Annotated in this window: 12 protein-coding genes and 1 pseudogene; 5 read left to right on the top strand and 8 right to left on the bottom strand. The window is 63.4% G+C overall.

Annotation, left to right across the window (positions count from 1 at the left end; all coding sequences use genetic code 11):
- Positions 1-169: 169 nt before the first annotated feature.
- From rplI to E3T50_RS09420, 8 genes and pseudogenes are all read right to left on the bottom strand, one after another.
- On the bottom strand, positions 170-619 hold the full coding sequence (gene rplI / locus E3T50_RS09455; RefSeq protein WP_092110565.1) for a 50S ribosomal protein L9: 450 nt from the start codon (positions 617-619) through the stop codon (positions 170-172).
- A gap of 9 nt (positions 620-628) precedes the next feature.
- Positions 629-892, bottom strand: coding sequence for a 30S ribosomal protein S18 (gene rpsR, locus E3T50_RS09450; RefSeq protein WP_035835236.1), 264 nt, complete (start codon positions 890-892; stop codon positions 629-631).
- Between the two features lie 49 nt (positions 893-941).
- Positions 942-1,460 carry a single-stranded DNA-binding protein gene (locus E3T50_RS09445; protein ID WP_134551600.1) on the bottom strand — a complete coding sequence of 173 codons (519 nt, stop codon included), beginning with the start codon at positions 1,458-1,460 and terminating at the stop codon, positions 942-944.
- 261 nt (positions 1,461-1,721) lie between these two features.
- Positions 1,722-2,090, bottom strand: a pseudogene (rpsF, locus tag E3T50_RS16655) (30S ribosomal protein S6); the annotation flags it as partial.
- 314 nt (positions 2,091-2,404) lie between these two features.
- A complete protein-coding gene (locus E3T50_RS09435) occupies positions 2,405-3,745 on the bottom strand; it encodes an ABC transporter substrate-binding protein (RefSeq protein ID WP_134551598.1) in 1,341 nt (446 codons plus the stop codon).
- A 43-nt stretch (positions 3,746-3,788) separates the two neighbouring features.
- A complete protein-coding gene (locus tag E3T50_RS09430) occupies positions 3,789-4,619 on the bottom strand; it encodes a carbohydrate ABC transporter permease (protein ID WP_134551597.1) in 831 nt (276 codons plus the stop codon).
- Positions 4,606-5,487 (bottom strand): carbohydrate ABC transporter permease, encoded by an 882-nt coding sequence (locus tag E3T50_RS09425; RefSeq protein WP_134551596.1) that lies wholly within the window; start codon positions 5,485-5,487, stop codon positions 4,606-4,608. Before E3T50_RS09425 ends, E3T50_RS09430 begins: the two co-directional genes overlap by 14 nt.
- The gene (locus E3T50_RS09420) at positions 5,477-6,907 is read right to left on the bottom strand and encodes a CCA tRNA nucleotidyltransferase (RefSeq protein WP_134551595.1); all 1,431 of its coding nucleotides are present in this window, start codon (positions 6,905-6,907) and stop codon (positions 5,477-5,479) included. The genes E3T50_RS09425 and E3T50_RS09420 overlap by 11 nt, the downstream gene beginning before the upstream one ends.
- Positions 6,908-6,986: 79 nt before the next feature.
- On the opposite strand from E3T50_RS09420, the gene E3T50_RS09415 reads away from it, so the two are divergent.
- From E3T50_RS09415 to E3T50_RS09395, 5 genes are all read left to right on the top strand, one after another.
- Complete coding sequence (locus tag E3T50_RS09415; RefSeq protein WP_134551594.1) at positions 6,987-9,302, top strand: DUF6049 family protein; 2,316 nt, start codon at positions 6,987-6,989, stop codon at positions 9,300-9,302.
- Positions 9,295-10,920 (top strand): murein biosynthesis integral membrane protein MurJ, encoded by a 1,626-nt coding sequence (gene murJ, locus E3T50_RS09410; protein ID WP_134551593.1) that lies wholly within the window; start codon positions 9,295-9,297, stop codon positions 10,918-10,920. The genes E3T50_RS09415 and murJ overlap by 8 nt, the downstream gene beginning before the upstream one ends.
- Before the next feature lie 180 nt (positions 10,921-11,100).
- A complete protein-coding gene (gene trxB / locus E3T50_RS09405; protein ID WP_134551592.1) occupies positions 11,101-12,072 on the top strand; it encodes a thioredoxin-disulfide reductase in 972 nt (323 codons plus the stop codon).
- A 10-nt stretch (positions 12,073-12,082) separates the two neighbouring features.
- Positions 12,083-12,406, top strand: coding sequence for a thioredoxin (gene trxA, locus E3T50_RS09400; RefSeq protein WP_134458615.1), 324 nt, complete (start codon positions 12,083-12,085; stop codon positions 12,404-12,406).
- A 103-nt stretch (positions 12,407-12,509) separates the two neighbouring features.
- Complete coding sequence (locus tag E3T50_RS09395; RefSeq protein WP_134551591.1) at positions 12,510-13,859, top strand: aminotransferase-like domain-containing protein; 1,350 nt, start codon at positions 12,510-12,512, stop codon at positions 13,857-13,859.
- The last annotated feature ends 7 nt before the right edge of the window (positions 13,860-13,866 follow it).

Raw genomic sequence — 13,866 nt, 5'->3', positions numbered from 1 at the left:
CGTTCTTGAACCTTGTCGATACGAATGCTCACCTGTGCATAAAAGCAGAGGGTCGACGCTTCGAATTCGGCTTTTAACGCCCCATAGCGGGGGGTTCCTTTCGGAACCCCCCGCTATGGGGCGTACACACTGACCGGCTTTACGACACCCGGCCTACCGCGGTGCGGTGTTACTTGGCAGCGACGACCACGAGAGTGATCGTGGCGCTGAGCTCGTCGCGAAGACGAACCGTTGCCGTGTGCTCACCGGTCAACTTGATCGCGGTGAGCTCGATCTTGCGCTTGTCGACGGTACCGAGACCGGCGGCCGCAACGGCGTTCGCCACATCCGTGGTCTTGACCGAACCGAACAGGCGTCCGCCAGCGCCGGCCTTGACGACCAGGGTGACCTTGGTGTTCTCAAGCTTGACCTTGAGCGCCTCAGCCTCTTCGAAGGTGGCGTGCTCGCGCGCTGCGCGGGCCGCCTTGATCTGCTCGATCTGCTTCTCGCCACCGCGGGTCCACGCAACAGCGAAGCCCTTGGGAACGAGGTAGTTACGAGCAAACCCGTTTTTGACGTCGACGACGTCGCCGGGTGCACCGAGGCCGGAGACCTCATGCGTCAGAATCAATTTCGACATTTGGTTTCCTTACCGGCCTGAGCCTGCGTAGGGCAGCAAAGCCATTTCGCGGGCGTTCTTGACGGCACGGGCGATGAGGCGTTGTTCCTGAACGGAAACGCCTGTGATGCGGCGGGCGCGGATCTTTCCACGCTCGGAGATGAACTTGCGCAGGGTGGGGACATCTTTGTAATCGATGACACCAACCCGAATCGACTTCGCGGGAGCGGCGTTCTTGCCACCCTTAGCTCCGCGAAGCGGCTTGCGGCGGTCGCCGCTCGACTTTCCAGCCATGATTTCCTTACTTTCTTAAAAAAGGTGTTAGCTACGCGCGCGGCGTGGCTTAGAAGGGGGTCTCGTCGCTGAAATTGCCGGGGCTGTTCCAGACGTCTCCACCGGATGCTGCGGGTGACGCAGTCTTGGCGGGGGCGCTGGGAGCCCACGGCTCATCGTTGCCCTGGCCTCCGACAGCGGGAGTGCCGCTCCGGGGGCCGGACGACTGCGCGCGAGTGAGGGAAGCTGTGGCGTAGCGCAGCGAAGGACCAATCTCGTCGATCTCGAGCTCCATGCTCGTGCGCTTTTCACCTTCCTTCGTCTCATACGAACGCTGCTTGAGACGCCCGGAAGCGATGACACGCGACCCCTTGGTCAGTGAACCTGCCACGTGCTCGGCGAATTCACGCCAAACGCTCGCACGCAGGAACAGCGCGTCGCCATCTTTCCACTCGTTGGCCGCACGATCGAACGTACGCGGAGTGGAAGCGATGGTGAAGTTGGCAACCGCCAGCCCGTTCTGCGTGTAACGCAGTTCAGGATCGCTGGTGAGGTTGCCCACCACGGTGATTACGGTCTCGCCAGCCATGGGCTACTTGTCGCTTGCCTTGTCGGCAACAGCGGCCGGAGCCGGAGTGGCCTTGGCAGCAGCAGGCTTGGCGGCGGCAGGCTTGGCAGCGGCAACCTTCGCGGCGGGAGCGGCGGTGGAAGCGGCAGCAACCGGAGCGGCAGCCTCGACCTTGGCAGCAGCCGGAGCGGCAGCGGCCGGAGCCTCGGCAACGACAGGCTTGGCAGCAGCGGCAACCTTGGCAGCCGGAGCGGCAGCGGCTGCAGCAGCAGCGTCGGCTTTGGCAGCAATGACCTTCGGGTTGGCAGCCTTACGGGCTGCCTTCTCTGCGGCCAGCTTGGTTGCCACGACGACCTGGGCGATACCCTCTTCGGCGCGGAGCACCTTGGTGCGCATGACAGCCTCGGACAGGCTCAGCTGGCGGTCGAGCTCGACCGTGGCTGAGGCGTTCGCGGTGAAGTCCACGACGGCATAAATGCCTTCGGTCTTCTTGTTGATCTCGTATGCGAGACGACGACGACCCCAGACATCAACCTTGTCAATGGTGCCACCATCGTTGCGAACAACGTTGAGGAACTTGTCAAGGCTGGGAGCTACGGTGCGCTCATCGATCTCGGGATCGAGGATAACCATAAGTTCGTACTGATGCATGACTAACCCACCTCCTTCGGACTAAAACGGCTACAGACTTTCTGTAACAGGAGGGTTGTGCATGTGCTGAACGCGGAGGCCGGGAATCCGGCACGCAGGCAACCTGCCCAGACTACCCGATGCCGAGTCCATATACCAGTCGATCTGCCCGACACCCTCTCGACCGCGCAACTCGACCAAACAACTCGACCGAATACCTCGCACCGAACACGTCAAGTCAGACACCTTGAGTGTGTTCCGAGCCACGGCCACTGCGCAGGAATTACGGCAATCCGTGCATGATGTCACGGACCCCGATCGGTGGAGGAGCGGAATTATTCGGTCCGAGCGGCATTGGCCGCTTTCTGCGCGGCGCGCACACCGTGGTCGACCGATGTGCGACCGAGGAAGACCTCGTCGAGCAGCGGCCGCATGGCGTTCTCAGCGGCCGGCCAACCGGCACCCTGCGGCGCTGGCACCGTACCGGCGGCCAACACGTCGTAGAACGGGCTGATGTCGACCTTTTTGGCGGCCCAATACGCCGCGTAGGCCGGTTGCGCGGCCACCACGGCCGGAGAAGCCGCTCCGGAAGCTCCGATGAACTCGGATCCGGCGGTACTACCGAGCCATTCCAGCACCCGCTGGGTTTCGGCCGGATGCTCCGACGCGGCATTGCCGGCTGCGGCGATGCCATCGACACCGCTGATCGCACCGGCGGGACCGCTCGGCAGGTTCACCACGCCCCAATCGAAGTTCGCCCCGGCGCTCACATTGGCGAGGTTGTACACACCGCTCTGGAACAGGGCCATCTTGCCCTGCAAAAACTGCTCGCGGCTGAAGTCGCCGTTGGTGTTCGTATCGGCGGCCGACGGGGACACGTGCCACTTGTTCATGAGGTCGACGAGGTACTGGAACGAGGCGATGCCGGCGTCGGACGCGAAGACGTACCGGTTGGACTCATCCTGAAACTGGGCGCCACCGGAGGCCAGGTAGTTCAGCACCATTGCCTGCAGGTCATAACCCGCGTTGTAGCCGTACTGGCTCAGATTGGAACCGTCGAACGCGGCGCTGTTGGCCGTGTTGCCGTTGTAGTCCTTGGTGAGTTTCTGCAATACCGGAGTGAGAGTGTCATTGTCACCGGTGGGATCCCAGGAGAGTGCGGACACATCAGCAGGGCTCAGACCGGCGTCACGCAGCAGGTCGGCGTTGTAATACACCGCGATGCCGGGATCGGCCAGCTGCGGCACGCCCCAGAGCGTGGCATCCCGGGTGTATTGCGCCACCACGGACGGAGCCCAGCCGGCCTGCACATCCGCTGGGATGGCCGTCGTGATGTTCAGCAGCGCGCCCGCGTCGGCGTAGGCGGGATAACTGCCACCATCGACCCAAAAAACATCGGGGGCGCCGTCACCAGCCACATCGGTGCGCAGCTTTTCGAAGTAGTCGTCGTAGGGGACGAGCTCCACGTCGACCTGTATGTCGGCGTTACCTCTTTCGAAGGCTTTAAAGGACTTCTCGTAGGCGGCGGCAACCTGGTCATCCCAGAGTCGCACGGTCACAGTGGTGGCATCGCTGGGCGATTTTGCGGCAGACAGGTTGAGGGCGGCAACAGCCCCGGTAATGACGAGCAGCACCGCGGCGGCGCCGGCGGCAATGATGGTGGAACGCTTGGCCATGATGTCCTTTGTTGACGGATCGAACCTTCCCCAGTGGACCAGCCTACGCAGATCCTGTGATGGCGATCGACCGCACGAAGCTGCGCTGGAACATCAGGAACAGCACGAGGAGCGGAACCAGGGCGAGCGTGGTGGCCGCCATCACGAGTGTCCAATTACCGTTGAACTGGCTTTGCAGGCTCGCGGTGGCCACGGTCACGACCCGCCATTGCGTACCCGTTGTGATCACGAGCGGCCACATGAAACTGTTCCAGTGGCTCACGATCGTAATGAGGGTCAGGGTGGCGATAATCGGGTGTGACAGCGGCACCACAATCTCGACCAAAACGTCGAGGGTGTTGGCGCCGTCGAGCCGGGCAGCATCGATGAGTTCCTGGGGAATTCCGCGAAAATATTCGCGCAACAGAAAGATCGCGTACGGGGATGCGAACGCGAACGGCAGCACGAGGCTCCAGAACGAGTTGCGCAGCCCAACCTCGGTCATCATCAGGTACAGCGGCACAACGAGCACGACCGGCGGAATCATCAGGGTCGACAGGTACACCCAAAACAACACCTGACGGCCGGGAAAATCTACCCGAGCGAAGGCATACGCGGCGAGAATCGAGCAGATCAGCTGCCCGACCAAAATCAGCACGGCGGCCAACACCGTGATCAAGATGGCGCGACCGAACTGCGCCGGCCCGTTCAGCAGCAGCGCAAAATTCTCCAGGGTGAACGGGTCCGGCCAGCTCAGCGCCGGCTGCTGTGCGAACTGCTCGCGGGTTTTGAACGCGGTCAGAATGCTTAGCAGGAACGGGCCGAGGGTGAACAGGGCACCAAGTAGCAGCACCAGGTAGACAACAACATTTGAGGAGAATCTAGTCCATTTCATAGGTGACCCTCCGGCGAAAAAAGAGCTGCTGGGCGAGGGTGATGAGAACCAGGATGACCAGCAGAACAACGGCCATGACGGCCGCACGGCCGAGGTCGAAGGCGTCGAAAGCCTCGTAGTAGATGCGCGCGGCCACAACGTCCGTCGATCGTGCCGGGCCGCCCTGGGTAAGCGCATATACCTGATCGAAGACCTGAAAGGCCGAAATGACCGTGGTGACGAGCACGAAGAACATGGTCGGACGCAACAGTGGCAGCGTGATATGCCAGAACATCTTCACCGCGCCGGCCCCGTCGATGCGGGCCGCCTCAAGAATCTGCCCGGGAATGTTGAGCAGCCCGGCCATGAAGAACAGCGTGACGTAGCCGACGTTGGTCCAGATCACCACTGCGGCCACGGCCGGTAGCGCCAGTGCGGGGTCACTGAGCCACTCGACGCGCTGACCGAGCAGGGTGTTGAGTGCCCCATCGGTGGGCGCGAGGATCCACTTCCACACGACGCCGAGAGCAAGCGGAGCGCAAATCCACGGCAGCACGTAGACCGTACGAAACCAGGCTGACCCCGGAAGGCCACGGGTGAGCAGGGTGGCCGCGCCGAGACCGATCAGGGTTTGAATCGGCACCACGAGCAGGGCGAAGATGAGCGTGACCAGCAGGGAGTTTCCGAAGACGCCGTCACTGAGAACGGATTGGTAGTTGTCAAGACCGACGAAGGTGATCGGGCCGATCAGGTTCCAGCTCTGAAAGCTGAGCCAGAGCACGACGAGCACCGGGAGCAGGAGAAAGCAGACCACGCCGAACAAACTGGGAGCGAGCAGGGTGTAGCCGGTGATCGCACTGCGTCGACGCAGGCTGCCCTTATTGGACACGCTCCGCCCACCAGACCACTAACCGGCGGGTGGCTTCGTCCTCGCCGAGGGGTCCATCGTCCAGCCGCTGCTCGAGCAGATAGCGGTAAGCCTCGCCCACTTCGCGTCCCGGTTTCATGCCGAGAACGGCCATAATCTGCTCGCCGTCGAGGTCGGGGCGTACGGCGCCGAGTTCTTCTTGCTCGGCCAGGGCGGCAATGCGCTGTTCCAGGTCGTCGTAGGCGAAGCCGAGCCGATCGGCCTTGCGCCGGTTGCGGGTGGTGACGTCGGCGCGGGTGAGAATATGCAGCCGTTCCAGTTGGTCCCCGGCGTCGCGCACATATCGGCGCACGGCCGAGTCGGTCCAGGCGCCCTCGGTGTAGCCGAAGAATCGCAGGTGCAGTTCGATCAGGCGAGCGACGGCGTTGATGGTGTCATTGTCGAAGCGCAGAGCGCGCAGTCGTTTCTTCGCCAGCTTCGCCCCGACCACGTCGTGGTGGTAGAAGCTCACGACTCCGCCCGGTTCGAGTTTGCGGGTGGCCGGCTTGCCGATGTCGTGCAGCAGGGCGGCGAGGCGCACGATCAGGTCGGGAGCCTCGAGGCTGCCGCGTGATTTCTCATAGCCCATGGCCTGCTCCAGCACGGTGAGGGTGTGCTGGTAGACGTCCTTGTGGTGGTGGTGTTCGTCGATCTCCAACCGCAGGTCGGGAATTTCGGGGAGCACGATCTCGGCCAGGCCCGATTTCATCAGCACCTCGATACCGGCGCGCGGATCAGCGGAGAGTAGCAGTTTCGACAGTTCGTCACCGATACGTTCGGCCGACACGATCCGAATGCTGTCGCGCATTTTTTCCATGGCCAGCGCGGTGTCCTGGTCCAGCGTGAAACCGATCTGGCCGCTGAACCGTGCCGCACGCAGCATCCGCAGAGGGTCGTCTCCGAAAGAAACCTCCGGAGTGCTCGGCGTGCGTAGGCGCTGGGCCAGCAGATCGTCGATACCGCCGGCCGGGTCGACCAGGGTCAGCTGGGGCAGGCGCAGGGCCATCGCGTTGACGGTGAAGTCCCGGCGCAGCAGGTCCGGTTCCAGACTGGTGCCGAACACCACGTCGGGCTTGCGGGTCGTGCCGTCGTAGCTGTCGGCGCGATACGTGGTGATCTCCACAGTCTCGCCGGCCAGGCTGGCACCGATCGTGCCGTAGGCCCGGCCGATGTCCCACTGCGCTTCGGAGAGTGGGGTGACGAGGGCGAGGATCTGATCTGGTGTCGCATCCGTTGTGAAATCCAAATCGTGCAGCGGTCGGTCTAGGAACGCATCGCGCACCGGACCACCGACCAGGGCCAGCTCATGGCCGGCGGCCGCAAATGCGTTCGCCAGGCGGGATACCGTGGGAGTGGCAGCCAGGTCGCCCAGTCGTGCGAGGGCTGCCGCGACGCTCTGCATATGCCTCATATTAGTTGTCATCGGGCGCGTGCAGGCGCGGTACAGACGGCTCTAGGCTGGCACGCCGTAGAATCCCCCTATGGTGGCCGAGTCAGATTCCGCGCATCGGCCCGCGCTCCCGGCCGCCGCGTGCACAACCGTGCGCCCGGCCCTGCGCACGCAACGTCATCGACGGTTGCTGCCGATTTGGGCGCTTTTGGTCGGATTCCTGACCCTCGCGTCGCTGGTTTTCGCGCCGGAACTCCCTTTCACGGCCCGCGCTGAACCTGCGAGCAGCACTGCTGCGATCGCCACTACCGCCGCTGACAGCGTCGAAGTCACTGTTTCTCCGACCGTTACACCGGAACTATCGCCCGGCCAGGACTTGCCCCTGACCGTGACCATTCACAACAACACCGCCGCCGCCATACCGATCGGCCGCGTCGATGTGTATCTCGCGCAGCTCGCACTCACCACCCGCGCGGCGCTCGATTCCTGGCTGCGGCCCGATGCAGACGCAAATTCCGGCGACCAGCTGATGAGCGTTCCAACAGCAGGAATCATTCCGGCCGGGGCCAGCACGAACATCGCGATCACGGTTCCGGCTGGTTCCGTCGGGTTGACCGACCAGAACGCGTGGGGGGCGCGCGGAATCGCCGCGATTTACATCGCGGATGACGAGGTTCAAGCCGAAGGACGCGGCACGTTCGTCTGGTCGCAGGGCAGCGCGATCACCCCGGTCGGGCTCGCGTCTATCTTGCCGATCACCACCCCGGAAGACGCGACCGGCCTGATCACCACCAAAGCCCTCGAGTCGTACACGAGCTCGGCCGGTCTGCTCTCCCGCCAATTAGATATGGCAATCGATGCGCCCACGGCCACGATCGCCATCGATCCTCAAATCATCGCGTCCATTCGGGTGCTCGGCAGCGCCGCTCCCGCGTCGGCCGTGGCTTGGCTCGACCGCCTGGCCGGAGCGAGCAATGACATTTTCCCGCTCGGCTACGCAGATGCCGACATCGCGCTGCAAGCACAGGCCGGTGCCACGACGCTACTCGCACCCACCTCATTCGAACCGGCGATCGACCCGAGCCTGTTCGTGGTGCCTACGGCCACGCCGAGCCCGGACACCACCCTCAACCCGAGCGATGTGCCCACCATCACGCCCCCGACCAGTACCGAAACCACCCCGTCCCCGACACCGCCCCTTCCCCCCACGGTTGGGCCGGGCGAGACGGTCGTTCCCACGGCCAGCGAACTGTTGGCCTGGAACTACACGAGTAGCACGATCGGCTGGCCGGCCAGCGGGCAAGTCGCGCGCACCGATCTCGACGTGTTTGCCGCGAGCGGCCTGACCACGACCATTCTCTCCAGCGACAATGTGCAGCAGTCCGACGTCTTCACCCCGAATACCGCCGTCTCCCTTCCGAGGGGGCTGGGCTTGGTCAGTGACTCCACGCTGTCGGCGGCTATCCGTGCGGCCGCCGAGGCCACGACGGAGGATGCCTGGCGGAAGAACGTAGCCGAGGCGGCATCGCTGCTGGCGATTGTGTCTGCGGAGAACCCCAATGCGGCGCGCACCCTGTTGGTCACGTTCGATCGCGGCAGTCCAACGAGCGCGACCCGGGTCGGTCAAACCCTCGCGGCCCTCAACTCAGCCCCCTGGTCGAACGCGGCCTCACTGCAGTCGGCTCTGGATTCCACCCCGGCATCCACGGTGAGCTTTCACGAGAAGGCGATCGACAGCGACCGGGTCGCGCTCGCCCGATCGCTGCTGCAGCGCGAGGGCGCGATGGCCGAGTTCGCCACAATCCTGGCCGATCCCCTGTTGGCCACCGCTCCGGCGCGACTTGAACTGCTGGCCCTTCTGGACACCACCTGGACGGCACAGTCGTCGGCCTGGCAGGAACAAGTCCGGGCGAGCCTCGCCGCCTCCTTCGACCTGATGCACGCCGTGACCGTGACTACGCGCGGTCCGATCATCGTGGTGGGCAGCAAGGTCGACCTGCGCATCACGCTCAACAATGCCCTGGATCAGGCGGTCACCGTGCGCACCGACATCGTGCCATCCAACGGACGGCTCGTCGTCGGTGAAACCCTCGAGACCACAATTCAGCCCAATTCCGCCCAAGCCGTCTCGGTGCCGCTCAGCGCGGCCGTCGGCAACGGCGACGTCGTCTTGCGAGTCACCCTGTTCACTCTCAACGGCACGCCGCTCGGGCAGCCGGCCCCGATCGAAGTCAGTGTGCGGGCCGATTGGGAAGGTGTGGGTGCGAGCATCTTCGCGATCCTCGTCGTCGGTTTCTTCGGGTTCGGAATCTGGCGCAATATCGTGCGCCGACGCCGAGACCGTGCCAGTGGGGCTCCCGTCGCTTCCGGGCAGTTGCCGCCCCCCGCCGCGGAACCCAATGTCTGACACCGTTACCGGTAGCGGCGGCATCGGCCGGGCCAGCGCCTTCCTGGCCTCCGGCACCATGGTCTCGCGCATTCTCGGGTTCGTGAAGCTCATTGTTCTGGCCGGCATGATCGGTCAGCTCGGCGACAGCGCCGACGCGTTCGCCCTGGCCAACCAACTGCCGAACACCGTCTACGTCATTGTCGCCGGCGGTATTCTCACGGCCGTTCTGGTGCCGCAGATCGTGCGCGCCAGCGCGCACCTCGACGGCGGCACGGCCTACATCAACAAACTGCTCACCCTGGCGCTATCGATTCTCGCTGTGACGACAATTGTCGGCACCCTGTTCGCGCCGGCCATCACCGGATTCATCGGCATCAACCTGCCAGCCGACCAAAAAAATCTCGCGGTTGCGTTCGCCTACTGGTGCCTGCCCCAGATGTTCTTCTACGGCCTGTACACGCTGCTCGGCGAGGTGCTCAACGCGCGTCGCATGTTCGGACCGTTCACGTGGGTGCCGGTGCTCAACAATGTGGTCGCGATCGCCGGACTGCTCGTTTTCGGCGCCATGTTTGGGGCTGATGCCACCGGTGAACGGGCGGCGGGCGAATTCACCCCGGCCATGATCGCGCTGCTGGCCGGCACCGCGACGCTCGGCGTGATGGTGCAGGCCGTGGTGTTGTTCTATTTCTGGAAACGCATCGGCCTGCGTTTTCGCCCCGACTTTCATTTTCGCGGGGTTGGCCTCGGTGCCGCCGGAAAGATGGCCACCTGGACCTTCGGCATGCTGGTCCTGACCACCATTGCCGGGATCGTCGAGACGCAGGTGGTCTCGTACGCCACCGGTAAGGCGTCCATTGCCGTACTCGCCACCGCCTGGCTGATCTTCATGTTGCCGCACTCGGTCATCACGGTCTCCGTGGCCACCGCCTACTTCACCCGCATGAGCGAGCACGCGGCACTCGAGAAGTTTGATCTGGTGCGCACAGATGCATCCTCTGCGATACGAGGCACGACCTTGATCATCGTGATCGCGACGGCCGTGATTGCCGTCTGCGCGTATCCGTTCGCCGCCGTGTTCGTGTCACCGTTCGACCAGATTCAGGGCATCGGGAACGTGATCATCGCTTTCATTCTCGGACTCATCGCCTTCTGCATCCTGTTCGTCGTGCAACGCACCTTCTACGCCCTTGGAGACACCCGCACACCGTTCTTTTTCACCCTGTTCCAGGTTGTACTCATCGTGCTCGGTGTGCTCGGCTGCGCCCTGCTGCCGGTGGAATGGATTGCCGTCGGTATCGCCCTGGTCATCACGGTCTCCGGCGTGCTGCAGTGCGTTCTGGCGACCACGCTGCTGCGGCGCCGACTCGGTGGCATCGACGGCCGGCGCATCGTGCGCAGCCTCGTGAAATATTTCGCGGCGGCGATCATTCCGGTCGGCCTCGGCATCGCCCTGCTGTTCACCCTGGGGGGGACGGTCGAGGGCGGATTTGCCGTCGCGTCTCGCCTGAGCGCCATCACCTCGATGCTCGTCATCGGTCTCGTCATGTCCCTGTCCTACTTCGGATTACTCCTCGTTATGCGCAGCAGCGAGCTCACGGCCTTCCTGGCGCCCCTGCAGAAGCGTTTCGGTCGATAAGACGCAACCTGCCTGCAGCGCCGCTCAGACGTCGTGTCAGCACTGCGAGTGACTCCTTCGGTAGCTGAGTGCCTGCGGCAGAAGCTGGAGGGGCCGGAATATCATTTGATTAGGATGTGTTGTATCGAAACGTGAGCCGGGATCCTGCCCGTCTCGCCCATCATTGCAAGGAGCGTGCACGTGCGTCAGATCATCATCATCGGTTCCGGACCGGCCGGTTACACCGCGGCGATCTACGCCGCGAGAGCCAATCTCACACCGCTTCTGATTGCCAGTTCAGTGGAGGCCGGCGGCGAGTTGATGAACACGACCGACGTCGAAAACTTTCCCGGCTTCCCGGAGGGGGTGCAGGGACCCGATCTGATGACCAAGATGCAGGAGCAGGCTGAGCGCTTCGGCACCGAGGTCATCTATGACGACGTCGATTCGGTCGACCTGACGGGCCCGTTCAAAACGGTGACCCTGGGTAACGGCGACGTGGAGCAGGCTCTCGCGGTCATCTTCGCCACCGGCTCGGCGTACCGCAAACTCGGTCTCAGCGACGAGGAACGCTTGTCCGGCCGCGGCGTCTCCTGGTGCGCCACCTGCGATGGTTTTTTCTTCAAGGGCAAGGAAATCGCCGTCATCGGCGGTGGCGACTCCGCAATGGAAGAAGCTACTTTCCTCACCCGGTTCGCCTCCAAGGTGCACGTCATTCACCGTAAGGGCGAGCTGCGCGCCTCCAAGATCATGCAGGATCGTGCCTTCGCCAACGACAAGATCCAGTTCACCTGGAACAGTGAAGTTGTCGGCATTACCGGCGCCGACGCTGTCGACGGTCTCATCCTGCGCGACACTGTCTCTGGCGCCGAGAGCAGCCTTCCCGTCGGCGGTGTGTTCGTGGCGATCGGTAACGACCCCCGAACGCACCTCGTGCACAAGCAACTCGACCTGACCCCGGAGGGCACCATCGCAGTAGCCGGCCGGTCCTCGCTCACCAGTCAGGTCGGCGTCTTCGCGGCCGGCGACGTGATCGATTCCAGCTATCGTCAGGCCATCACCGCGGCCGGCTCCGGCTGCGCTGCCGCTCTCGACGCAGAGCACTACCTCAGCACCCTTCCCCCCGCCTATCTGGCCCAAGCCGGCGACACCGAACTCGCATCAGTTAACTAAGGAGATTCACATGACCGCACGATCCGTCACCGAAGCCAACTTCGATCAGGAAGTCATCAACAACGAGAAGACCGTACTGGTCGACTTCTGGGCCGAGTGGTGTGGCCCCTGCCGCGCCGTCAGCCCCATTCTCGACCAGATCGCGGCCGAGAACTCCGACAAGCTCGACATCGTCAAGCTCAACGTCGACGAGCACCCGGCCCTGGCCGCCAAGTACCAGATCACCTCCATCCCCGCGATGAAGGTTTTCCAGAAGGGCGAGGTCGTCAAGACCGTCATCGGCGCCAAGCCGAAGCCGCAACTCGAGAAGGACCTGGCCGACTTCCTGGTCTAAGTCACACCCTGAATACTGAAAACCCGTCCGGCAGCAGCTGGGCGGGTTTTTCGGTGTGCGCTGCCACCCCATACGATGAAGTGAACAGCAGAACGGATGTGACGTGACAAATCAGGGTTCCACTGAAACTGGATTCGAGCAGGCCGGTAACAACCTCGATCCGTGGTATCACCAGTACGCGGACCGAGCCGCGGGCCTGAAGGCCTCCGAGGTGCGCGCCCTGTTCGCCGTGGCTTCGCGCCCCGAGGTGGTGTCTCTCGCCGGAGGCATGCCGTACGTCGCAGCCCTGCCGCAGGACCGCATCAGGGATGCCATGGATAAAGTCATGCGTGAAAATGGTGCGACAGCCCTGCAATATGGCTCTGGTCAGGGAGTTCCCTTGCTGCGCGAGCAGATTCTCGACGTGATGGCCCTCGAGGGGATCAAGGCGAACGCCGACGATGTCGTGGTCACAACCGGCTCCCAGCACGCCCTCGAACTGGTGAGCAAGCTCTTTTTGAACCCCGGAGACGTCGTCGTCTCCGAGGGTCCAAGCTATGTCACCGCGATGGTTATCTTTAAGTCCTATCAGGCCGAGGTCGACCATGTCCCCATGGACGAGAATGGCATGATTCCCGCTGCCCTGGTCGAACACATCGCCGCCCTGAAGGCCGCAGGGCGCACCATCAAGTTCCTCTACACGATCCCCAGTTTCCACAACCCGGCCGGCGTAACCCTCAGCTGGGCACGTCGCCTGGAAATTCTTCAGATTTGCCGCACCAACAACATTCTGGTCCTGGAGGACAACCCCTACGGCCTGCTGTATTTCGACAAGCCGGCACCGGATGCGATCCGCTCACTCGAGCGCGACGGCGTCGTCTACCTCGGTACCTTCTCAAAAACCCTCGCTCCCGGCTTTCGTGTTGGTTGGGCCCTTGCCCCGCACGCCATTCGCGAGAAACTCGTCCTCGCCAACGAGGCGGCCGTACTCTCCCCCAGCTCGTTCACGCAGATGGTCATCTCGGAGTATCTCTCCACCGCCGATTGGCAGGGCCAGATCAATACTTTCCGCGGCGTCTATCACGAGCGCAAGAATGCAATGCTGACCGCGCTGGACGAATACCTGCCCGACCTGACCTGGACGAACCCGACCGGTGGGTTCTACGTCTGGGTGACCCTGCCGGAGCAACTCGATTCCAAGGCCATGCTGCCCCGTGCAGTCAAAGAACTCGTCGCCTACACTCCCGGTACTGCCTTTTACGCTAACGGTGACGGCCGCCAGCATATTCGCCTCGCGTTCTGCTATCCCACCCCCGACAGCATTCGCTTGGGCATCCGTCGTCTCGCCACCGTGATTCGCGGCGAGCTCGATCTGCTCGACACCTTCGCCGGCACGGGATCCCTCGGTCCCGCCCCTGAGCGATCAGGTCCCCGAAATCAGCGCTACGCCGGCCCGCCGGCCAATATCTCCTAAATTCGCC

Source organism: Cryobacterium gelidum, assembly GCF_004403985.1.
Taxonomy (GTDB): domain Bacteria; phylum Actinomycetota; class Actinomycetes; order Actinomycetales; family Microbacteriaceae; genus Cryobacterium; species Cryobacterium gelidum.
The sequence above is the reverse complement of the archived record's forward strand: the minus strand, read 5'-3'. Positions and strand labels throughout refer to the sequence as shown.

Coding starts and splice junctions, on each gene's coding strand:
- rplI (WP_092110565.1), bottom strand. CDS start 619: ATGTCGAAATTGATTCTGACGCATGAGGTCTCCGGCCTCGGTGCACCC.
- rpsR (WP_035835236.1), bottom strand. CDS start 892: ATGGCTGGAAAGTCGAGCGGCGACCGCCGCAAGCCGCTTCGCGGAGCT.
- E3T50_RS09445 (WP_134551600.1), bottom strand. CDS start 1,460: ATGGCTGGCGAGACCGTAATCACCGTGGTGGGCAACCTCACCAGCGAT.
- E3T50_RS09435 (WP_134551598.1), bottom strand. CDS start 3,745: ATGGCCAAGCGTTCCACCATCATTGCCGCCGGCGCCGCCGCGGTGCTG.
- E3T50_RS09430 (WP_134551597.1), bottom strand. CDS start 4,619: ATGAAATGGACTAGATTCTCCTCAAATGTTGTTGTCTACCTGGTGCTG.
- E3T50_RS09420 (WP_134551595.1), bottom strand. CDS start 6,907: ATGCAGAGCGTCGCGGCAGCCCTCGCACGACTGGGCGACCTGGCTGCC.
- E3T50_RS09415 (WP_134551594.1), top strand. CDS start 6,987: ATGGTGGCCGAGTCAGATTCCGCGCATCGGCCCGCGCTCCCGGCCGCC.
- murJ (WP_134551593.1), top strand. CDS start 9,295: ATGTCTGACACCGTTACCGGTAGCGGCGGCATCGGCCGGGCCAGCGCC.
- trxA (WP_134458615.1), top strand. CDS start 12,083: ATGACCGCACGATCCGTCACCGAAGCCAACTTCGATCAGGAAGTCATC.